This window comes from Variovorax boronicumulans NBRC 103145 (genome assembly GCF_001591345.1).
Lineage (GTDB): Bacteria > Pseudomonadota > Gammaproteobacteria > Burkholderiales > Burkholderiaceae_C > Variovorax > Variovorax boronicumulans.
Genome location: NZ_BCUS01000022.1, coordinates 1 through 22,053, shown reverse-complemented (window position 1 = coordinate 22,053; position 22,053 = coordinate 1). Strand labels below are relative to the sequence as shown.

Here is a 22,053-nt window from a genome sequence, read left to right as displayed (position 1 = left end):
AGGTCGCTTGCACGGATTTGCAAGCCGTTCACAAGTCTAACCCATCTGTAATTATTAATTCAAACGCGATTTTGAAGTACAGTTCAGCCCATGTCCGCCGTCACCCTGACCCCCCGCGCCCTCTATGAAGAGGTGGCCGAGCTCCTGCGCCAGCGGATCTTCCGCCGCGAGCTGGAGCCGGGCAGCTGGATCGACGAGCTCAAGCTGGCCGAGGAATACGGCATCAGCCGCACGCCCCTGCGCGAGGCGCTGAAAGTGCTGGCCGCCGAAGGGCTGGTGACGATGAAGGTGCGGCGCGGCGCGTACGTCACCGAGGTGTCGGAGCAGGACCTGGCCGACGTGTACCACCTGCTCTCCCTGCTCGAGAGCGACGCCGCCGGCGTGGTGGCCGAGCGCGCCACCGACGCCCAGCGCGCCGAGCTGAAGGCGCTGCACGCCGAGCTGGAAGCCGCCGCCGCCCCCGGCAAGGAAGACCGCGAGCACTTCTTTGCGGTGAACGAGCGCTTCCACATGAGTCTCCTGGCCATTGCCAACAACAAGTGGCGCGACCAGATGGTGGCCGACCTGCGCAAGGTGATGAAGCTCAATCGCCACAACTCGCTGCTGAAGGCGGGGCGCATTGGCGAGTCGTTGGCGGAGCACCGGGCGGTGATGGCGGCCATCGAGGCGCGCGACGCGGCCACGGCCATGGCACGCATGCGCGAGCACTTCCTCAACGGCCTGGAAGCCGCTGTATAGGGCTCTCCCCCAGGCTGCGCGCACTTCGTGTCGCTTCGCCAACCCCCTTCCGGGGCGACGCCTGCGGCCCGGCGAAGCCGGTTCCGCGGCGTCTCACGAAGGGGCCTGCGCCTCTGGGCGCGGCCTCGTTCAGCCTAGTGTGAGGGTCCCTGCCTCTGTCGCGATGCGCTGGGCGATTTCCAGCATGCGCGGGGCGACACGGCTCAGCATGGCCTCCCTCGGCAGCAGGTAGGCGGGGCCGCCGCAGCTCACGCCGTAGCGTTCGCCGCGCGGGCCTTCGAGTGCGAAGCCCAGGGCGTGGATCTGGGGGTTCCATTCGCCGAAGGAGGTGCAGTAGCCCAGGCGGGCGTGCTCTTCGAGGCTGGCGATGAGGCGCGGCTCGATGGCGTGCCAATTTTCGCCGGTTTCGAGCCGGATCTGCTCCAGCAATGCCGACTGCTCGGGCCCGGGCAAGGCGCCGATGTAGGCGCGGCCGGAGGCGGAGGTGGCGATGGACATGCGCGAGCCGACGTCGATGCGGGAGCTGATGAGCGCCGAGCGCGGGCGCAGCGAATCGATGACCAGCATGTCCAGGTCGTCGCGCACCGCCATGTGGATGCTGGCGCCCGACAGTTCGGCCAGGTTGCTCAGATGGGGACGCGCCAGCGCCCTCAGGTCGAAATTGCGCAGGTAGCGGCTGCTCATGTCGAGCAACACCGGCCCCAGGCTGAAACGCTCGCTGTCTTGCGACTGCCGCAGATACCCCGCCCCCACCAACGTCGCCGTGAGGCGCGACACCGTGGCCTTCGGAATGCCGGTCGTGTCGGCCAATTCCCGGTTTCCGACGGGCGCTGCCGCCATCCCGATGACCTTCAGCAGCGACAACCCCCTGGCAAGCGCACTGACTTCTTCCTTGCTGCCTGCAGCTTCACTCATAAGACAGAACCTTTTTCTTGTTTCCCTGACCGCCTTATTCTTGAGCAAAAACAGGTGCTTCGCTCACACTTGTTGTTGCATTGTCATGAAACTGTGTTCCATCGAGCGTCAACTTCGCTCAATTGTGTTGACTGTCTACAAAGTCGGGGCGGTGAGGCCGGAATTCAGGCGACCTGAGCGGCAGGTTCGTGCGCCAGCGCCATCACTTCGTGCGGCGGGCGGGTCTTCAGGCGGTGGTCGCTCCAGACCTGGCGCCAGCGGCGTGCGCCGGGCAGGCCGTTGCGCAGACCCAGCATGTGGCGCGCGATCGACCACCAGTTGGTGCCGTGCTCGGCCGCCTCGCGGACCATGTAGTCGCACATCCGCGCCTCGATGTCCTCGCGCGTGAGCGTCTGCGGGGCGTCGCCGTAGAACTCGGCGTCCCATTCGGCCAGCCACCAGGGGTTGTAGTACGCCTCGCGGCCGATCATGGCGCCGTCGAGCAGCCGCAGGTGCTCGTGCACCTGCGCGTTGGTGGCGATGCCGCCGTTGATCGAGAACTGCAGCGCCGGAAAGTCGTGCTTCAGGCGGTGCACCAGCGCATAGCGCAGCGGTGGAATCTCGCGGTTCTGCTTCGGGCTCAGGCCCTGCAGCCAGGCGTTGCGCGCATGCACGATGAAGGTGCCGCAACCGGCCTCGCTCACCGCACCGACGAAATCGCGCACGAACTCGTAGCTCTCGATCTTGTCGATGCCGATGCGGTGCTTCACCGTGACCGGCACATCGACCACGTCGACCATCGCCTTCACGCAATCGGCCACCAGCTGCGGCTCGTTCATGAGGCAGGCCCCGAACGCGCCGCGCTGCACGCGCTCGCTCGGGCAGCCGCAGTTCAGGTTGATCTCGTCGTAGCCCCACTCCTCGCCGAGCTTCGCGCAATGGGCCAGGTCGTGTGGCTCGCTGCCGCCGAGCTGCAACGCGACAGGGTGTTCTTCTTCATGAAAGCGCAGGTGGCGCGGCACGTCGCCGTGGATCAGCGCGCCGGTGGTCACCATCTCCGTGTAGAGCAACGCGTGGCGCGTCATGAGGCGGTGGAAAACGCGGCAATGGCTATCAGTCCATTCCATCATGGGTGCAACCGACAACCTGCCGCTCCAAGCTTTTGATTCCATTACATATTTTCTATAGAGCTTTCACACTCGGTGATTTTCAGGTCTCTGTCGCTGCAATTTCCTCTCCCCCAGGAGAGCTAGGACACGCTGCAGCAGAACCGAATATCGACCCCTCGGGCCTCACAATCACCAAACCAATGTCGGCAATTGTCCAACTTCCCTTCGGTCCCAGCCGAATTGGCATGCCGCCAATCGACCACACACTGGCCGCCAGCCCCACGAAAGATGACTAACACAAATCCCACGACGTGGAGTCTCAAGGAGTTGACCGCCAGCGTTGAACGCCTTCACGGACGAGATCAGTCACTCAAAACCGGCACTTGTGCCCAGTCCGTTCTCAAGAGGCAGGACTTTATGAAGTACCACTACCGCGAGGTCAAACGCCTTGTCGGAGCAGATCTCGAAGATGCCGATTCGAACGACGTCCTTCTCAACTACATCCTTGATAGCGATACACCCGAGTACCACGAGTTTCATCATCGACGCACTGAGGCGGAGGCCAACTTGTTGGCCTTCCTTCAATGCGTACACGCGACTGAAGACACGTTGGGGCATGTCATCTACTTCGCAATGAATTTCGATCAGCTGGAGCCACGCAGAGTCTCGATACACGCGGTCCAGAAACTGCTCCCGAGTGGTCCATTGAAGGCCGAAGTTCAAGCGATGTTCGACAACGCGGACCTGAAATATGTGGCTGCATTGGTAAATCACTCGAAGCATCGCAGCGTCGTGGGAGCGCCCATTTCCGTCAGCTTCATCGAGGACGACCAGCCTCACGGACTCAAGTTCGAAGGCTTCATGTACGACGAAACGTGGCAGCCCCAGCGATGGGCAATTCCATTCCTGAAAACATCGTTCGAGGCAATCCAAGGCCACATGCTCCGAATTGGCAATGCCTTGAATCGGCAGCTTGCTGCGTAGATAGAAGCTGAGTCGAAGGCCTGTTCGGCCAACGCGGCGCCTGCACGAGCGCGCTGCGGCCCGAAGCGGTGAAGGGTGGAGCGAAGGAAGACGAAGAAGAAGGCGACATCAAACAACCTGTCGTGACGGAGTCAAAGAAGCCCCGCAAGATAGGCACGCCCCGCCTCCGCGTCTTGTACGCCAGTGATGCAATGCACAAACAGCGCTTTCGCGTGCGCGGGGGACGCCATGTGGCGGCGTTGTCCGACTCCGCCCCGCCCTCGCCTCGTGACAATGGACCGGCCCGGCAGACCCGCGCCACAAGCGCAGACGAGCCGACGCATTTCATTTCCAGGCTACGCACCGATGACCCGCATCTACCTCATAGAAGACAACCCCCTGATCGCCACCACCCTGACCGATGGACTGAGGGAATTCTCCGGATGCGAAGTCGTCGCCACCGCCAGCAGCAGCGATGAAGCCATCGACTGGCTCGACGCCAACCCCGACGCCTGGGACGCCGCCGTGATCGACGTGTTCCTCGCGCAGGGCAACGGCCTGACCGTGGCCAACCACCTGAGGGAACGCAAGTCGCCCGCGCAGCGCACCGTGGTGTTCATGAACCACGCGACCTCCGAGGTGCGTGAAGGCGCGCTGTCGGCGGGCGTCGATGCGGTCTTCGACAAATCGCTGCAGCTCGAAGACTTCTACGACTTCTGCCGCACGCTCGGCATTGCGCCGCGCCGTTAGACGTTCAGACGTTGGCCGCGCGAATCGATTCGGCCAGCAGCCCCAGTCCTTCTTCAAAAACCGCTTCCGGAATGGTGAGCGGAAACAGAAAGCGCACCACATTGCCATGCACGCCGCAGGTCAGCAGCAGCAGGCCGCGTTCGAGCCCCGCTGCATGGACGCGCTTCGTGAACTCGGCGTCGGGCTCGCCGCTGTGCGGATCGCGAAACTCCACCGCCACCATCGCGCCCAGACCGCGCACGTCGCAGATGCGCGGCACCTCGGTGCGCAGCGCCGCGAGGCACGCCGTCAATCGTTCGCCGAGCATGCGGGCGCGTGCGACCAGCCCTTCGTCCTCGATCACACGCATCGTCTCCAGCGCCGCCGCCACCGCCAGCGGGTTGCCCGCGTAGGTGCCGCCGAGGCTGCCGACGCGCGTGGCGTCCATGAGTTCGGCGCGCCCCGTGAGCGCCGACAGCGGAAAGCCGCCGGCTAGGCTCTTGGCGGTCGTGACCAGGTCGGCCTCGATGCCGTAGTGCTCCAGCGCGAACAGCTTGCCGGTGCGCCCGAAGCCGGTCTGGATTTCATCGACCACCAGCAGGATGCCGTGGCGGTCGCACTCCGCGCGCAGGTGTTCCATGAGTGCGGGCGGCGCCACGTAGAAACCGCCCTCGCCCTGCACCAGTTCGATGACGATCGCCGCCACGCGCTGCGGATCGACGTCGGTCTTGAACAACCGGTCGAGCGCCGCGATGCTGTCGTCCACCGTCACGCCCAGCGGCGCGGCCGGAAACGGCACATGCCACACGTCGCCCGGCATCGGGCCGAAGCCCGCCTTGTACGGCGCGACCTTGCCGGTGAGCGCCATGCCCATGAAAGTGCGGCCGTGGAAGGCGCCCGAGAACGCCACCACGCCGCTGCGGCCCGTGGCGGCGCGCGCCACCTTCATCGCGTTCTCAATGGCCTCGGCGCCGGTCGTGAAGAGCGCGCTCTTCTTGGCGCTGGGGCCGGGCACGAGGCGGTTCAGCTGCTCGCACAGCGCCACGTATTCCTCGTAGGGCGTGACGTGGAAGCAGGTGTGGTGAAAGTCGTCGAGCTGCGCGCGCACCGCCGCCACGATGCGCGGATGGCGGTGGCCGGTGGCGAGCGTGGCGATGCCGCTGGCAAAGTCGACAAAGCGCCGGCCTTCCACGTCCCACAGCTCGGCGTTGTCGGCGCGGGCGGTGAAGTGCGGCGTGAGCGTGCCGATGCCCTGCGCGCAGGCGGCGTTCTTGCGGGCCTGCAGGCTCGCGTTGGTCGTGACTTGGGTGAGCATGAAGAAAGAGAAATGAGAGGGAGAAGCAAAGGAAATCAGCCGCGCATCAGGTGCTCGGCCAGCGCGCGAAAGGCGTGCATCGAGGTCGGCAGGTGCGCGTTGGCGGCCAGCGGGTGCGAGGCAAAGCGCGCCACCACCATCTCGGCCTCGGGGTCGATGTGCAGCGCCTGGCCGTGGATGCCTTGCGCGGTGAAGGTGCGGCGCGCGTCGTGCGCCACCCACCACATGTTGCGATAGCTCCAGCCGGCCAGCCGCGTGTAGCCTGCGAGCGCAAAGCGCGCCGGATCGGCGCCGCGGCGGATGTCGGCCACCACGGCCTCGGGCACGATCTGCATGCCGTTGAACGCGCCGCCCAGCCGCATCATCTCGCCCATCCGCGCGAGGTCGCGCAGGCCGGTGCACAGGCCGCCACCTGCGAACTCGGCGCCCTGCCCGTCCACGGCAAAGGCCGCGTCCTGCTCGGCGCCCAGGCGCGACCAGATGCGCTCGCCCAGCACCCGCGCCAGCGGCTGGCCCGCCACGCGGCTGATGAGCCAGCCCAGCACGTCGGTGTTGACGGTGCGATAGGCAAAGGCCTCGCCGTGCGTGCCCTGCCCCTGCACGGTCTGCAAGAACTGGCGGTAGCCCTCGGCGTCCGCATAGCCCGCAGGACGCGGCAGCAACTGGCCGGCGCGTGCGTGCTTCCACACGCCGGCGTCGGGGTCGGTGTAGTCCTCCGAGTAGTCGATGCCCGTCGTCATGTCCATCACCTGGCGCACGGTGGCGCGGCCGAAGGCGCTCGTCGCCAGCTCGGGGATGTAGTGCCGCACCTGCGCATGCTCATCGAGCGCGCCCTCGGCCGCGAGCATCGCGCCGACCGTTCCGACGACCGACTTGGTGACCGACATCGCCATGTGCTGCCCGTGTTCGTCGAGCGCGCCGAAGTAGCGCTCGTACACGATGCGCCCGCGATGCAGCACCACCGCGCCGTCGGCGCAGATCGTTGTGAGCGCGCTGTGCCAGTCGGTGCGCGAACCGTCGGCGGGCAAGGTGAAGGCCAGCGTGTCGAGCTCGGGCCGCTCGGCGCGCGGCAGCACCGACACCGCACCGGTGCCGCGCGACACGTTGCGCGTCGGCTGCAGCTCGCGCAGGTGCGAGAAGGCCCAGCGGTTCTCGGGGGCCTGGAAGATCGGGCGCTCACGCTGGCGCTGCACCGCGGTGCCGGCGGTGGGAAAACCATCGCGCCAGCCGTCGGCCAGCGCGGCATCGGGAGCCGTCATTTCTTGGGTGGTCATACGGGTGCGGTGGCTCATTCGCCGAGCGCATCGAGGTCGCCCATCACGCGGCGCTCCAGGATGTCGCTGGCACGGCTCAGGTGGGCGTGCATGTGCTTCGCGGCGACTTCGAGCTTGTTCTCCTCGACCGCGTCGAGGATCTGCAAATGCTCGCGACACGACTTGCGCAGCAGGTCGATGTTCACGAGCGGGTAGTCCGACAGATCGGAGATGCGGCGCAGCCGGTTCTGCTGCTTCACCGCATCGAGGATGAAGCGGTTGCCCGAGGCGCTGGCCAGCAGCTCGTGGAACTGCGCGTTGGCCTCGAAGAACTCCATCCACGAATGGCGCGAGGCGTGCGTGAGCAAGGTCTGCTGCTGTTCGCGGCAAGCGAGCAGCCGCTCGTGCTCGACCTTGAAGCCCGGCTCGCGCAGCGCCGCGCATTCCACCACCAGGCGAAAGCGGTAGCTCTCGCGCTCGCTCTCGACCGAGTCGAGGGTTTCGGTGAACTCCCAGCGCTGGTAGTGGCGACCGCGCAGCACGCCGTCCTGCAGCAGCGTGGTCATCACGTTGCGCAGCAGCGGGCGCGGCACGCCGTAGGTCTGGGCCAGCTCGAGTTCGTTGACGCGCGTCGGCAGCTTGCCCGCGAGGCGGTCGCGCAGCACGCGGTAATAGAGCGTCCTCTCCTCGTCCTCCGGCATCTCGCGGCGTGCGCGGTCGAGCGCCTCGCGGTCGGCCACCAGCGTGTAGCCGCGGTTGGGCACGTGCGCCAGCAGCGCACGCTCATGCAGCAGGCGCAGCGCGGCGCGCACCGGCGTGCGCGAAATGCCGAGCCGGCCGGCCAGGTCGGTCTCGGTCATGTGGCGGCCGTTCTCGTAGCCGCCGGCCAGGGCCTGGTCGAGGATGTAGCGGCTCACGCGCTGGGTGAGCGGCGGGACCGACTTGTTGTCCATCTGCGTCTGCATCTGCTGCTGCGGGGCCATCCATGGGTCTCCGGAAACACGGGCTGGGTGCCGATCATCGCGGGTCTTTTGTATTTTTGCCCCCAAAAAACCATGTACATCTCGCGCCAAAAATACAATTTGGATTTCAAGATCGGCCCCACGCCGACCCGGACGACGGGTCGTTTCCCCAAGGAGAAAAACACCGTGGCTTCCGCCGATACCCTGACAACGCCACCCGGTTCGCTCGACGCGTTCTGGATGCCCTTCACGCCCAACCGCAAGTTCAAGCAGGCGCCGCGCCTCATCGTCGGCAGCGAGGGCCTGTACTACGACCTGGCCGACGGCCGCCGCGTGCTCGACGCCATCGCCGGCCTGTGGTGCGTGAACGCCGGGCACCGCAACCCGCGGGTCAGCGCGGCGATGAAGGCGCAGATCGACGTGCTCGACTACGCCTCCAACTTCCAGATCGGCCACCCCGCCGCCTTCACGCTGGCGCAGCGCCTCACGCAGATGGCGCCGGCCGGCATGGACCATGTGTTCTTCACCAACTCGGGCTCGGAGTCGGTCGACACCGCGCTGAAGATCGCCGTGGCCTACCACCGGGCGCGCGGCGACGCGGGCCGCTACCGGCTCATCGGGCGCGAGCGCTCGTACCACGGCGTGGGCTTCGGCGGCATCTCGGTGGGCGGCATCGGGCGCCAGCGCAGCACCTTCGGGCCGCTGCTCAACGGCGTGGACCACCTGCCGCACACGCTCGACCTGGCGCGCAACGCCTTCTCGCGCGGCGAGCCGCCGCACGGCATCGACAAGGCCGACGCGCTCGAGGCGCTGGTCTCGCTGCACGACGCCTCGACCATCGCCGCCGTGATCGTCGAGCCCGTGGCCGGCTCCACCGGCGTGCTGCCGCCGCCGCGTGGCTACCTGAAGCGCCTGCGCGAAATTTGCGACAAGCACGGCATCCTGCTGATCTTCGACGAGGTCATCACCGGCTTCGGTCGCGTGGGCAGCAACTTCGCGTCCGACCTGTTCGGCGTGACGCCCGACCTCATCACCACCGCCAAGGGCCTGACCAACGGCGCCGTGCCGATGGGCGCCGTGCTCATGCGCGGCGCGGTGCACGACGCGTTCATGCACGGCAGCGTGAGCGCGGTCGAGCTGTCGCACGGCTACACCTACTCGGGCCATCCGCTGGCCTGCGCCGCCGCCATGGCCACGCTCGACGCCTACACCGAAGACGGCCTGATCGCCCGCGCCGCCGAGCTGTCGCCCTATTTCGAAGACGGCCTGCACAGCCTGCGCGGCCTGCCGGGCGTGATCGACGTGCGCAACGTCGGCCTGCTGGCCGGCATCGAGCTGCAAGGCTGGGCCTCGGGCCCCGGCACGCATGCGCAGGCGGTGGCGCAACATTGCCTGGACGAAAGCGGCGTGCTGGTGCGCTCGGTGGGCGACACCATTGCGCTGTCGCCGCCGTTCACGCTGGAGCGCCGGCACATCGACCAGATCATCGACAGCCTGCGCGCCGCCATCGCGCAGACCGCACAAGCCACCGACACCGCAGCCTGAGCACCTCAGGCCGCATCGCACACACAAGACAAGCCCCGGAGACAAGATACACCATGGACATCGAATCGTTCCCCCTGTACGACATCGAAGGCGACGCGCAGCAGCGCGGGCGCCAGTACGGCCGCGCCGCCGGCGACCGCATCGACCTGAGCCTGCGCACCTACCGCGCCGCCTTCGAGCGCGTGGGCCTGAGCTGGGAGCGCACGCGCGCGCTGGCACGCCGCTTCATGCCGATGGTCGAGGCCTTCGACGCCGGCATGCTGCGCGAGATCGAGGGCGTGGGCGAAGGCGCGGGCGTGCCGGCCGAGGACATCGTGGCGCTCAACGCGCGCAGCGAAATGCTCTACGCCTTCCAGCAGCTCGAAGCCACCGAGCCGCCCGACGGCTGCACCGGCGTGGTCGTCATGCCCTCGGCCGCGCGCGACGGCAAGCTCATCCATGCGCAGAACTGGGACTGGCGCGTCGAAAGCCTCGAACTCGGCGTGGTGCTGCGCATCCAGCCGGACGAAGGCCCGGCCATGCTCACCTTCGCCGAGGCCGGCACGCTGGCGCGCGCGGGGCTCAACAGCGCGGGCATCGCCGTCACCGGCAACTTCATCAAGGCCGACAACGACGGCAAGCAGCAGGGCGTGCCGCTGGCGCTGATCCGCCGCGGCATCCTGCAGTCGACGCTGTACGCCAACGCGCTGGGCGTGGTGTGCCGCAGCGCGCGCTCGATCTCCAACAACATGATCATCACGCACGCCGAGGGCGAGGCCGTGAGCCTGGAGACCTGCCCCGAGCAGGTGTTCTGGCAGCAACCCGAAGGCGGCATCCTGGTGCACGCCAACCACTTCAAGACCCCGGCGGCGCTGGCGCGCGTGGTCGACCGCAGCCTGGAGACCACGCCCGATTCGCTCTACCGCGACCGCCGCGTGACCGAGGCGCTGCACAACAGGCGCGCTGCAGGTTTGCTCACCGAGCAGGACGTGCTCGACGCATTGCAGGACCGCTTCGGCGCGCCGCGCGCCGTGTGCCGCAGCCCGAGCGCGGGCCCCGGCGGTGCCTCGTCGGCCACCGTGGCGACCATCGTCATGGACCCGGCGGCACGAAAGATGCGCATCGCGCCGGCGCCCTTCAAGGCGCACCGCTTCACCGAGTATTCCCTCTGATCCGCCCGCCCCGCCCAGCTTTCGCCAGGAGTGTTGCCATGAACCTGCCCACGCCCCCGTCCCTCCCTCCCGCTGCGCGCACCGCCGCCGCGCTGGTCCTCGGCCTCGGCCTGGCCGCCAGCGCGGCCTTCGCCCAGGCCCCGGCCGGCCAGACGATGCGGATCCAGATCAACTCCGACATCCGCTCCACCGACCCCGGCGGCAACCGCGACGACAACACCGACAACGTGCTCATCCACGTCGTCGAAGGTCTGGTCGCGCTGCGCGAAGACACCTCGGTCGGCCCGATGCTCGCGAGCAAGGTCGACACCTCGGCCGACGGCCTGACCTACACCTTCACCCTGCGCGACGGCGTGAAGTTCCAGAACGGCGCGGTGCTCACGGCCGACGACGTGGTGTGGAGCTGGCAGCGCTACCTCAAGCCCACCAGCGGCTGGCGCTGCCTGCCCGAGTTCGACGGCAAGGGCATGACCAAGGTGCTCGCGGTGGAAGCGCCCACGCCGAAGACCGTGGTGTTCAAGATCGAGCGCCCGAGCGCGCTGTTTCTCACCATGATGGCGCGCCCCGACTGCGGCGGCGCCGCCATCCTGCACCGCAGCTCGCTCGGCGCCGACGGCCAGTGGAAGGAGCCCGTGGGCACCGGCCCCTACAAGATCAAGGAGTGGAAGCGCGGCCAGTACATCGAGCTCACGCGCTTCGACGGCTACAGCTCGCGCCCCGAGGCGCGCGACGGCCTCACGGGCGGCAAGAAGGCCGAGATCGAGAACCTGCGCTTCGTCGTCATTCCCGACTCGGCCGCGGCCAAGGCGGCGCTCTACAGCGGCGGCATCGACGCCTTCATCAGCCCCAGCCCGGCCGACGTGGTCGAGATGCGCGGTCGCAGCGACGTGCGCGTCGACACCACGCCGGTCATGACCATGGTGGCGCTGCTGCTGCAGACCACCGACCCGCTGCTGAAGGACGTGCGCATCCGCCGCGCGCTGGCACTGGCGCTGGACACGCCCGAGATCGCCAAGTCGGTCACCGAGGGCCTGTCGGCCGTCAACAACTCGGTCGTGCCTTCGTCCAGCCCGTTCTACAGCCCCGTGCAGGCCGGCGGCTACAAGCGCGACATCGCCGGTGCCAAGAAGCTGCTGGCCGAGGCCGGCTACCGCGGCCAGCCGATCAAGCTCGTCGCCAACAAGCGCTACGAGGCGCTGTACTCGGCCGCCGTGCTGGTGCAGGCCATGGCCTCCGAGGCCGGCATCAACGTCGAACTCGAAGTGCTCGACTGGGCCACGCAGCTCGACCGCTACACCAAGGGCCAGTACCAGAGCATGGCCTTCATCTACTCGGCGCGCATCGACCCCTCGCTCAACTACGAGATGGTGTCCGGCGACAAGGCCACGCAGCCGCGCAAGGTGTGGGACAACGCCGCCGCGCAGACCCGGCTCACCGAGAGCATGGTCTCGCGCGACAAGGCACGCCGCCAGGTGCTGTTCGACGAACTGCACAAGCAGATGCTGCAGGACGTGCCGATGGTCGTGCTCTTCAACGCCAGCGACGCCACCGCCATGCGCAAGAGCGTGACCGGCTTCAAGGGCTGGGCGCCGGCCAAGCCCCGGTTCTGGAACGTCCGGCTCGACGCGCGCGGCTGACGGGGCGCCGCCGCCATGCTTGCCTACCTCTTGCGCCGGATCGCCATGACGGTCCCGACGCTGCTGCTGGTGTCGATTGCCGTCTTCACGCTCATGCGGCTGATTCCGGGCGACCCGGTGCAGCTCATGCTCGGCGAAGGCGCCGACCCCGCGCAGCTCGAACTCGCCCGCCAGCAGATGGGGCTGGACCAGCCCCTGGTCACCCAGTACGTCGTGTGGCTGCGCCACGCGCTCACCGGCGACCTGGGCGTGTCGACCACCAACGGCCTGGCCGTGCTGCCGCTGATCTGGGAGCGCTTTCACGTGAGCGCCGTCATCGTGCTCACCGCCGTGGCGCTGGCCTCGCTGATCGCCGTGCCCGCCGGCCTCGTCGCCGCCTGGCGCAAGGACCGGCCGACCGACCTCGCCATCATCGGCGCGGCCACGCTGATGCTGTCGGTGCCGAGCTTCTGGCTCGGCCTGCTGCTGCTGATGTTCTTCGGCCAGTACCTGCACTGGCTGCCGGTGGTGGGCTACGTGCCGATGTCGGAAGACTTCTCGCAGGGCCTGCTGTACGTCATCTTGCCGATCGTCACGCTGGTACTGGTCGAGACCGGTGTGCTCACGCGCATGTCGCGCGCCAGCACCATCGAGGTGCTGCGGCTCGAGTACGTGACGCATGCGCGCGCCAAGGGCGTGCCCGAGTCGCAGGTGCTGCGCCGCCACGTGCTGCCCAACGCCTTCAACCCCACGCTCACCATGATCGGACTCATCCTGGGCCATCTGCTGAGCGGCATCGCGGTGCTCGAAACGGTGTTCACCCTGCCCGGCCTGGGCCGCCTGATGATCGATTCGATCTTCGCGCGCGACTACCCGGTGCTGCAGGGCTGCCTGCTGTTCACGGCCTGCATCTACGTGGTCATCAACCTGATCGTGGACATGTGCTATCCCCTCTTCGATCCCCGGGTGTCGGTGCAGTGAAAAAGATCAAGACCCATACCCTCGTGGGCGGCGTGCTCATCGGCGTGCTGCTGGTCCTGGCACTGGTGGCCGCGCTGTGGACGCCCTACAACCCGCTGGGCATCGACCTGCGCGGCAAGCTGCAGCCGCCCTCGGCCGCGCACTGGCTGGGCACCGACGAGTTCGGGCGCGACGTGGCCAGCCGTGCCATGCGTGCGGCCTCCACCAGCTGCCTCATCGCGCTGCTCACGGTGGCACTGGCCACCGCCGTCGGCCTCGTGGTGGGCGTGCTTGCCGGCTTCGTGCGCGGCTGGACCGACCGCGTGCTCATGGCCTTCAACGACACGCTGCTGGCCTTTCCGGGCCTGCTGCTGGCGCTGGGCGTGATGGTGATCGTGGGCGCCAACCAGTGGGGCATCGTGCTCGCGCTGAGCATGGCGTATGCGCCCTCGGTGGTGCGCGTGGTGCGCGGCACCGTGCTGTCGCTGCGCGAGCGCGAGTACGTCGAGGCCTCGCGCATGATCGGCAACGGCGAGATCTACACCATGTGGCGCCACATCCTGCCCAACTGCGTGGCGCCCGTCGCCGTGCTGGCCACCAGCATGTTCGGCTGGGTGCTGCTGTCGGAAAGCGCCCTGAGCTTCCTCGGTCTGGGCGTGCCGCCGCCCGCCCCCACCTGGGGCAACATGCTCTCCAGCGCACGCCCCTACATGGCCTCGGCCGTGTGGCTGTGCCTGGTGCCGGGCCTGTGCATCGCGCTCACGCTGCTGGGCATCAACCTCCTGGGCGAATCGCTGCGCGACCGGCTCGACCCGCGCACGGAGAAGTCATGACCCATCCCACCTCTTCCGCAGCGCCCGTGCTTTCCGTACGGCACTTGAAGATCGACCTGCACGGCGGCGCCCAGACGCTGGTGCACGACCTCTCGTTCGACGTGCGCCCCGGCGAGTTCCTTGCCGTGGTGGGCGAATCGGGCAGCGGCAAGACCATGGCCGCGCGCGCCATCCTGCAGCTGCTGCCGCCCGGCATCGCGCAAAGCGGCGGGCAGATCGTGTTCGACGGCGAAGACCTGAGCACGCGGGACGTGAAAGCCATGCGCCCCATCCGCGGGCCCGGCATCGGCATGGTGTTCCAGGAACCGATGGTCTCGCTCAACCCGGTGCACCGCATCGGCGAGCAGATGGCCGAGGGCCTGCGCATGCACACGAAGCTGTCGGCTGCCGAGATTCGCGCGCGCTGCCTCGACATGCTGCGCCGCGTGCAGATCGCCGACCCCGAGCGCTGCCTGCACGCCTACCCGCACGAGTTCTCGGGCGGCATGCGCCAACGCATCATGCTGGCCAGCGTGATGCTGCTCCAACCGCGCCTGCTGATCGCCGACGAGCCCACCACCGCGCTGGACACCCTGAGCCAGCGCGAAGTGCTCGACCTCATGGTCGGCCTCGCGAAAGACCAGGGCACAGCCGTGCTGCTCATCACGCACAACCTCGGGCTGGTCGGGCGCTATGCGCAGCGCGCCATCGTGCTGGAGAAAGGCAAGCTCGTGGAGACGGGCGACGTGCCCGCCATCCTCGTCGACCCGAAGCAGCCCTACACCCGCAAGCTGGTCGACGCCCTGCCGCGCCGCCAGGCCGCGAAGCCGGCCCCGGCGGCGCCGCAGCAGCCGCTGGTGCGGGTGCGCGGCCTGTGCGTGAGCTACCCCGGCCCGCGCGCCGGCTTCTTCAAGCGCCATGCGCCGGTGCAGGTCATCGACCGGCTCGACCTGGACATCCACCCCGGCGAGATGGTCGCGCTGGTGGGCGGCAGCGGCTCGGGCAAGACCACGCTGGGCCGCGCCATCCTGCGGCTGGCGCCGTCGCACGCGGGGCAGATCCTGTTTCGCGGCGACGACGTGCGCAGCGCCGACCGCGCCGCGCTGCACCGCTTCCGGCTCGCCTGCCAGCTGGTGTTCCAGGACCCGTTCTCGTCGCTCGACCCGCGCATGCGTGTGCAGGAGATCGTGGCCGAGCCGCTGCGCCACCTGCCCGCGCTCGATGCCGCCGCGCGCGTGAAGCGCGTGCACGAGACGCTCGACGAAGTGGGCCTGGACGGCCTGGGCGCGCGCTACCCGCACGAGCTCTCGGGCGGCCAGCGCCAGCGCGTGGCGATTGCGCGCGCGCTGGTGCGCCGGCCCGCCTTCGTGGTGGCCGACGAGCCCGTGTCCGCGCTCGACATGACCATCCAGGCGCAGGTGCTGCGGCTCTTTCAAAGCCTGCAGGCGCACCACGGCTTTGCGTGCCTGTTCATCAGCCACGACCTCGCGGCCGTCGAGCAGATCGCCGACCGCGTGGTCGTGATGGAGCGCGGCCGCATCGTCGAGCAAGGCCCGCGCGACGCCGTGTTCGACCAGCCGAGCCATGCGTACACGCAGGCGCTGCTGGCGGCCACGCCCCGGCCGCTTGCGTCGCTGGCCGACCCCGTCCTTCGCTCTCCCGAGAAAGTGTTTGCGTGACTGCCGCTCCCTTGCCCGCCACCTGGCTGAACCCCACCGCCCCGCCCCCGCTCGATCCGCAGATCGTCGAGTTCATGCGCCTCATGGCGGCCGAGGGTGGCCGCTACCCGAAGCGCCACACCATCCCGATCGCCGAAGGCCGCGCCAACGCCGAGAAGGTGCGCGCCCCGTGGACCGAAGGCGGCCCGACGATGGCACGCACGGTCGAACAGCAAGTGCCCACGCGCCACGGCAACGTGCGCATCCGCGTGCACTACCCGCAGCACCGCAGGCTGCAGGGCGCGCTGGTCTACATCCACGGCGGCGGCTTCGTGCTGTTCAGCCTCGACACCCACGACCGCGTGATGCGCGAGTACGCGGGCCGCGCGGGCATCGCCGTCATCGGCATCGACTACACGCGGGCGCCCGAGGCGCAGTTTCCGCAGCCGCACGACGAGTGCGTCGACGTGATGCGCTGGCTCGCGGCGAACGCGGGCACGCTCGACATCGATCCCGCGCAGCTCTTCATCGGCGGCGACTCGGCGGGCGCCAACCTGTCGGTGGGCGCCTGCCTCGTGCTGCGCGACGCGGGCGAGGCGCTGCCGCTGGGCATGCTGCTGAACTACGGCGCCTACAGCACCGAGCTGTACCGCGAATCGGTGGTGCGCTACGGCGCGGGCGAATACGGCCTGTCGCTGCACATGATGGTGTGGTTCTACGGCCTGTACCTGCGCCGACCCGAAGACTTTCGCGACCCGCGCCTGGCCAGCCTCACGGCCCGGCTCGAGGGCCTGCCGCCCGCGTGCCTGGCGATCACCGAGTGCGACCCACTGCACGACGACAGCGTGCTCATGGCCGCACGGCTGCGCGAAGCCGGCGTGGCCGTGACCGACGTGCTCTACCCCGGCACCATCCACGGTTTCCTGGAGGCCGTGTCGATCGCCGACGTGGCGGGCCGCGCCTTCGACGACGCCGCCCGCTGGATGCACACGCTGGCCGCGCGCTGAAACCCTCGCCATGTACACGCCCAAGCCGTACATCGAAGACGACCTCGCGACGCTGCACGCCGGCATCCGCGCGTGGAGCTTCGGCACGCTCGTCACCGTCGGCCCGTCGGGCGCCAGCGCCACGCACCTGCCCTTCCTGCTCGATGCACAAAACGACGGCCCCGGCCTGCTCACAACGCACCTGTCGAAGAAGAACCCGCAGTTCGACGAGCTGCGTGCGGGCGCCGAAGTGCTCGCCATCTTCCAGGGGCCGCATGCCTTCGTCACGCCCAGCTGGTACGTGAAGCAGAGCACCTTCCCGACCTGGAACTACACCGCGATCCACGCGCGTGGCACGCCCCGCGTGATCGAGGAGCGCATGGCCATCCATGCCGTGCTGCGCCGCACCGTCGCGCTGTACGACACGCCGCTGGGCGGCAACTGGGACTTCAACGCCATGCCCTTCGACTTCGTGGCGCCGCGCCTGGACATGATCGCGGCGGTCGAGATTCCCGTGCGCGTGCTCGAAGGCAAGTTCAAGCTCAACCAGGACCGCTCGGAAGAGGATCGCAAGGGCGTGATCGCCGCACTCGAGCGGCTGGGCGATCCGCAGGGCGTGGCCGTGGCCGGGCTCATGCGGCAGCAGATGGCGTTGACGGTGACGGGCTGAATCGCGGCGGCACAATCGTCCGCGTGCCACGCCTACTTCACCTTCTGACCGCCGGCCTCGCGCTCGCGTCCTCACTCGCTGTACCGGCCGCTCGGGCAGCCGACCCGGTACTGCTCGTCACCTCGCCCGTCGCGCTGCAGGCCGCCGAGAAAGCCGGCGCCGGTTTCGGCCGCTGGTTCGACGTGCCCTCTGCCGCCAGCGGCATCGCCACCAACCAGGCACTCGCACGCTCGCCCGCCTGGCAATCGATCGCCGACCCGCTGAAGGCCAGCCTCGCCGCCCTGCAGCGCCGCGACCCGCAGGCCGGCGTCGGCATCGCGCGCTACCCGCACCGGATCTTCGACGCGCGCTGGCTCGCCAGCCCCGACGCCTTCTTCGAGCTGGTCGGCGTCGCCAACCGCATGGACCGCCGCCCGTTTCAGCCCGGCGCCTGCGGCGAGACGCGGCTCGTGTACCGGCTGGCCTACCGCTCGGCCGCGATGCAGTCGCGCCTGCCGATGACCGTCGCCGTCGAGCTGCGCGGCGATGCGCCCGATGCCGACGGCAGCTGCGCCAGTGCCGCGCGGCGCTGGCAACCACCACAGGCATCGATGAAGGACGAAGCGCTCGGCCGCTGGCTCGTGTCGGCCGACGGCCCGCTCGCGCCGCCGCGGCTCGCGCAGGCCCGCATCGCGCAGGTGACGACCAACCTGCAGAGCGTGCGCTGGCCCTCGGCCGTGCGGCCCGACCTGGGTGGCCATGCCGAGTACCTGCTGCGCGCCTTCCGCTGGAACGCGGGCACGCAGCGCTTCGACGCAGGCCCGCTCGAGAACACGCCCGACGTCGCGAAGCTCAAGGCCGACGCCCCGCTGCGCAAGGCGCTGCTGCAATGGCTGCAGCAGCCCGACACGCTGCGCGCGCTCGACAGCGCCACCGTGCGCATCCCCGATCGCTTTCTGGCGACCGAGTCGGTCTCCGTGGCGCCGCGCGGCCTCGAGCGCCTGGCGAACCGCCCCTTCGAGCAACTGTTCGCGCCCGGCGACTGGCAACCCGTGCCCGGCAGCCGCACGCTGCAGTCCCCGCAGGCCGTGCTGCGCCGTCTCGACGACCTGAGCTGCGCGGGCTGCCACCAGAGCCGCGCGGTCGCGGGCTTTCACCTGCTGGGCGTGGACCGGCGCGGCGCCTCGCGCACCTTCACGACCGGCAACGCGCTCGCGCTGCCGCACTCGCCGCATCTGCAGGATGAACTGGCGCGGCGCGAACGCTATGTGAAGGCCGCGCTGACGACGCCCGTGCCCGACCCGTTCCGCCCGCTGGCCTCGCCGGACAATGCGAACGCCGCGCCCGACAAAGCCACCGTCGGCGCCAGCTGCGAGCCCACGCGCATCACCGCCTCGGCCGATCCGTGGCGCGATCGCGCGCAGAAGTTGCCGCGCACCGCCGCCACGACCTGCGAAGGCGCGGATTCGGTCTGCGAGAAAACCTCGGTCGGATTCCCCGGCGGCATGTGCTCAGGCCGCTGCGATCCGAAAGGCCCGAACGGCACCTGCGGCGGCATCGCCATCCTCAGCGACTTCAACCAGTGCCTGGCAGCCAAGCAACCCTTCGGCGATTGTTTGAGCAAGCACACGCGGCCCGGCAACCTGCGCAGCTGCTCGGCGCAACAGCCTTGCCGCGAGGACTACATCTGCGCGCAAGCCGAAGGCCAGCCCGAAGGACGCGGGGCGTGCATTCCGCCCTACTTCCTGTTCCAGATGCGGGTGGACGGGCACTCGTGAAGGGGGCTCCCGTAGGGCTCCCGAATGAATGACTCCCTCTCCCGCTTGCGGGAGAGCGTTGGGTTGAAGGTGAGCAGCGATGAAGGCCGCGCGACGTTGTCAGGTTCCCCTGGCTGGCGGACCAGGGAGCCATTGCTGGCGCCAGATGAGAGGGCCGACCGCAAAAAATACCCAGTTCCAGGGATGTCATCAGACACTCTTTTTAACAATGATTGACATTTGGAAACCCCCTGCACGCCCGTCGACAGGGGGCTTCTTTTTGTTGAGTCCTACAACCATAAAGAGGGGTCAAGATGCTTTTCAGTCAAGCAAGTTCGGTCGCGCGAATCGGCGCCGTGGCCGGTGCGGTCATGTTGGTGGCATCGTGCGGCGGGGGTGGAGGTGGCGGTACTTTTCTGCCGATGGTCGCACCGCCCCCTCCGGCGACAGTGCCGCCCGTCGTGAAGCATTCCATCGGCGGCACGGTCACCGGCCTTGAAGGCCGCCTGGTGCTGCAAAACAATGCCGGCGACGACCTCCAGCTGTCGGCCGATGGCAAGTTCACCTTTGCAACGCCCCTGGTCGAGGGCTCGGACTACAAGGTCAGCATCCGTACGCAACCCCTGTGGCAGTTCTGTACCGTCACCAAGGACACCGGCAAGGCCTCGGCCGACGTGAGCGACGTGACGGTGGCCTGCTCGGCCGCGGCGGCCAAGGTCGAGACGCTCGCCGGCACCGGCTCCCCGGGCGCCGCCAACGGCAAGGGTACGGCCGCATCGTTCTTGCTGCCTTACGGCATCGCCCTCACCAAGGATGGTGGTCTGCTCATCGGCGACTGGGGAAACAACCTCGTGCGCAAGATTTCGCCCGAGGCCGACGTCACCACGTTTGCCGGCAACGGAAACTTCGCGACGGTGGACGGCAACGGCACCGCCGCTTCGTTCGAGGACCTCACCGGCCTCACCGTGGATGCGACCGACACCGCCTTCGTCGCGGACGCCGGCGGCCATCGAATCCGCAAGATCACGCCGACGGCCGATGTGACCACGGTGGCGGGCAATGGCACGAACACCACGACCGATGGCAACGGAACCGCCGCCACCTTCAACACGCCCGTGTCGGTGGCCGTGGATGCTGTCGGCAATCTGTACGTTCTGGAGTATGGCGGCGGCGTCGTTCGCAAGATCACCCCCACCGGCGATGTCACCACGCTGGCCGGCAGCAGCCCGCGGGGCTTTGCCGACGGCACGGGAACCGCCGCGAAATTCGGGCGCGGCTACAACATGGCCATCGACGCGTCAGGCAACCTCTACGTCGCGGACTCCGAGAACCATCGAATTCGCAAGATCACCCCCACCGGGGTGGTCACGACACTTGCAGGGACGGGAACACCCGGCGCCACCGATGGCCCCGGGGACTCCGCGACTTTCTCCGATCCCCGCGGCGTCGCTGTCGATGCGCACGGCAATGTCTACGTGGCCGATTTCGGGAGCAGCCTGTTGCGCAGGATCACACCGGCAGGGGTGGTCTCCACGCTCGCCGGCCAAAAGGGTATTACGGGTGGGCAAGACGGCATCGGCGCGGCTGCCACGTTCGCGCAGCCGCTCGGGCTCACGATCAACGCGGCGGGCACGCTGTATGTCGCCGACACCTTCGGCAATGTGATCCGCAAGGTCACGCCGGTTCGGGCGCCCTGAAGCGTGCTGCGGCGCGCTGCGGCGACGTGCGCCGAGCACGTCGCCGCGTCAGCCGCCGTCTGCGGCGGTGAGCGGCGATGGAGGCCGCGCGATGTTGTCAGGCCCCTGCCCTCACTCCCCCTCGTACCACCTGTCCTTCGCCAGCATCACCCGGTGGTGCCCGCACCCCGACGGCATCATCGGGAAGCAGTTCTCCTGCGCCGCCACCTGCACGTCGAGAAAGAACGGCCCGTCGCTCGCCAGGCATTCGGCCAACGCCTCTTCCAGCTCCGCCGGATCGGACACCCGCCGCGCGCCCCAGCCGAAAGCCTTGGCCAACGCCACGAAATCAGGCAGCGCCTCGTTCCAGCTGTGGCTCAGGCGGTTGCCGTGGTTCAGCTCCTGCCACTGGCGCACCATGCCCATGTAGCCGTTGTTGCTCAGCACCAGCTTCACCGCCGTGCCGTGCTGCATGGCAGTCGACAGCTCCTGGATGTTCATCAGCACCGAGGCGTCGCCGCTCACGCACACCGTGAGCGCGTCGGGGTGGCCGATCTGCGCGCCGATGGCCGCGGGCAGCCCGTAGCCCATGGTGCCGGCGCCGCCCGAGGTGAGCCAGTGGCGCGGGCTGTCGAAGCGCAGGTACTGCGCGGCCCACATCTGGTGCTGGCCCACATCGGTCGAGACGATCGCGTCGCGGCCCGCGATGGCCCGCTGCAGCGACGACATGAGCTGCTGCGGCAGGATTTCTTCGGTTGACGGTGTGAAGGCCAGGCAGTCTTCGGCGCGCCAGCGCTCGATGCGCGTCCACCACGGCGCCAGCCGCTCGGGCGCAAACGCTTCGGGCAGCAGCCCCAGCAGCGCTTCGACGATGGCTCCGCAGTCGCCCACCATCGGCACGTCGACGTGCACCACCTTGTTGATGCTGCCGGGGTCGATGTCGATGTGGATCTTGCGAGCATGCGGGCAGAACTCGTCGAGCTTGCCCGTCACGCGGTCGTCGAAACGCGCGCCCACGCACACCACCAGGTCGGCCTCGTGCATCGCGAGGTTGGCTTCGAGCATGCCGTGCATGCCCAGCATGCCGACGAACTTCGGGTCCGATGCCGGGAACGCGCCCAGCCCCATCAGCGTGAGCGTGCACGGCGCATGCAGCCGGTGCACCAGCTGCGTGAACGCCTCGCAGGCCGCCGGCCCCGAGTTGATGAGACCGCCGCCGCCGTAGAGCACCGGCCGGCGCGCGGTCGAGATCAGGTCGGCGGCGCGCTGCAGCATCGCCC

The 22,053-nt window shown here is 68.5% G+C and carries 19 protein-coding genes; 13 read left to right on the top strand and 6 right to left on the bottom strand.

All coding sequences use genetic code 11. The features are described 5' to 3' along the window. Positions 1-90: 90 nt before the first annotated feature. Entirely contained in the window at positions 91-738 is a 648-nt protein-coding gene (locus VBO01S_RS09050) for a GntR family transcriptional regulator (RefSeq protein ID WP_062473203.1), read from the top strand. Between the two features lie 129 nt (positions 739-867). On the opposite strand, the gene VBO01S_RS09045 is transcribed toward VBO01S_RS09050, so the two are convergent. Continuing rightward, positions 868-1,653, bottom strand: a complete 786-nt coding sequence (locus tag VBO01S_RS09045) for an IclR family transcriptional regulator (RefSeq protein ID WP_062473201.1) — start codon at positions 1,651-1,653, stop codon at positions 868-870. A gap of 164 nt (positions 1,654-1,817) precedes the next feature. Then, on the bottom strand, positions 1,818-2,804 hold the full coding sequence (gene dusA, locus VBO01S_RS09040) for a tRNA dihydrouridine(20/20a) synthase DusA (protein WP_062473199.1): 987 nt from the start codon (positions 2,802-2,804) through the stop codon (positions 1,818-1,820). Between the two features lie 354 nt (positions 2,805-3,158). On the opposite strand from dusA, the gene VBO01S_RS09035 reads away from it, so the two are divergent. Continuing rightward, entirely contained in the window at positions 3,159-3,725 is a 567-nt protein-coding gene (locus tag VBO01S_RS09035) for a hypothetical protein (protein WP_062473198.1), read from the top strand. Between the two features lie 345 nt (positions 3,726-4,070). Next, positions 4,071-4,454 (top strand): response regulator, encoded by a 384-nt coding sequence (locus VBO01S_RS09030; RefSeq protein ID WP_062473196.1) that lies wholly within the window; start codon positions 4,071-4,073, stop codon positions 4,452-4,454. Positions 4,455-4,458: 4 nt separating this feature from the next. On the opposite strand, the gene gabT is transcribed toward VBO01S_RS09030, so the two are convergent. From gabT to VBO01S_RS09015, 3 genes are read right to left on the bottom strand one after another with little or no spacing between them, the layout of a single operon-like run. Continuing rightward, entirely contained in the window at positions 4,459-5,748 is a 1,290-nt protein-coding gene (gene gabT, locus VBO01S_RS09025) for a 4-aminobutyrate--2-oxoglutarate transaminase (protein WP_062473195.1), read from the bottom strand. 35 nt (positions 5,749-5,783) lie between these two features. Further along, on the bottom strand, positions 5,784-7,022 hold the full coding sequence (locus tag VBO01S_RS09020; RefSeq protein ID WP_062473193.1) for a serine hydrolase domain-containing protein: 1,239 nt from the start codon (positions 7,020-7,022) through the stop codon (positions 5,784-5,786). Positions 7,023-7,036: 14 nt separating this feature from the next. After that, positions 7,037-7,984, bottom strand: a complete 948-nt coding sequence (locus VBO01S_RS09015) for a GntR family transcriptional regulator (protein ID WP_062473191.1) — start codon at positions 7,982-7,984, stop codon at positions 7,037-7,039. A 165-nt stretch (positions 7,985-8,149) separates the two neighbouring features. Here VBO01S_RS09015 and aptA point away from each other — a divergent pair, with 165 nt between their 5' ends. The 10 genes from aptA (at position 8,150) to VBO01S_RS08965 (ending at position 20,794) form a co-directional block, all read left to right on the top strand. Next, positions 8,150-9,508: an omega-aminotransferase AptA gene (gene aptA / locus VBO01S_RS09010; protein WP_255221084.1), complete on the top strand. Its 1,359-nt coding sequence runs from the start codon at positions 8,150-8,152 to the stop codon at positions 9,506-9,508. Positions 9,509-9,561: 53 nt separating this feature from the next. Next, positions 9,562-10,659, top strand: a complete 1,098-nt coding sequence (locus VBO01S_RS09005) for a C45 family autoproteolytic acyltransferase/hydrolase (RefSeq protein WP_062473189.1) — start codon at positions 9,562-9,564, stop codon at positions 10,657-10,659. 38 nt (positions 10,660-10,697) lie between these two features. Next, positions 10,698-12,296, top strand: coding sequence for an ABC transporter substrate-binding protein (locus VBO01S_RS09000; protein WP_082818048.1), 1,599 nt, complete (start codon positions 10,698-10,700; stop codon positions 12,294-12,296). A 15-nt stretch (positions 12,297-12,311) separates the two neighbouring features. After that, positions 12,312-13,256, top strand: a complete 945-nt coding sequence (locus VBO01S_RS08995; protein WP_062473187.1) for an ABC transporter permease — start codon at positions 12,312-12,314, stop codon at positions 13,254-13,256. Continuing rightward, positions 13,253-14,068 (top strand): ABC transporter permease, encoded by an 816-nt coding sequence (locus tag VBO01S_RS08990; RefSeq protein ID WP_062473185.1) that lies wholly within the window; start codon positions 13,253-13,255, stop codon positions 14,066-14,068. Before VBO01S_RS08995 ends, VBO01S_RS08990 begins: the two co-directional genes overlap by 4 nt. Beyond that, positions 14,065-15,726 carry an ABC transporter ATP-binding protein gene (locus tag VBO01S_RS08985; protein WP_062473184.1) on the top strand — a complete coding sequence of 554 codons (1,662 nt, stop codon included), beginning with the start codon at positions 14,065-14,067 and terminating at the stop codon, positions 15,724-15,726. Before VBO01S_RS08990 ends, VBO01S_RS08985 begins: the two co-directional genes overlap by 4 nt. Then, a complete protein-coding gene (locus VBO01S_RS08980; protein ID WP_062473182.1) occupies positions 15,723-16,712 on the top strand; it encodes an alpha/beta hydrolase fold domain-containing protein in 990 nt (329 codons plus the stop codon). The genes VBO01S_RS08985 and VBO01S_RS08980 overlap by 4 nt, the downstream gene beginning before the upstream one ends. A 10-nt stretch (positions 16,713-16,722) precedes the next feature. Next, positions 16,723-17,361, top strand: coding sequence for an FMN-binding negative transcriptional regulator (locus VBO01S_RS08975; protein ID WP_062473180.1), 639 nt, complete (start codon positions 16,723-16,725; stop codon positions 17,359-17,361). Positions 17,362-17,384: 23 nt separating this feature from the next. Next, the gene (locus tag VBO01S_RS08970; protein WP_255221083.1) at positions 17,385-19,118 is read left to right on the top strand and encodes a hypothetical protein; all 1,734 of its coding nucleotides are present in this window, start codon (positions 17,385-17,387) and stop codon (positions 19,116-19,118) included. A 440-nt stretch (positions 19,119-19,558) separates the two neighbouring features. Beyond that, entirely contained in the window at positions 19,559-20,794 is a 1,236-nt protein-coding gene (locus tag VBO01S_RS08965) for an NHL repeat-containing protein (protein WP_169805037.1), read from the top strand. 111 nt (positions 20,795-20,905) lie between these two features. On the opposite strand, the gene VBO01S_RS08960 is transcribed toward VBO01S_RS08965, so the two are convergent. Further along, on the bottom strand, positions 20,906-22,053 hold a 1,148-nt coding region (locus VBO01S_RS08960), incomplete at its 5' end, for a thiamine pyrophosphate-dependent enzyme (RefSeq protein WP_255221082.1).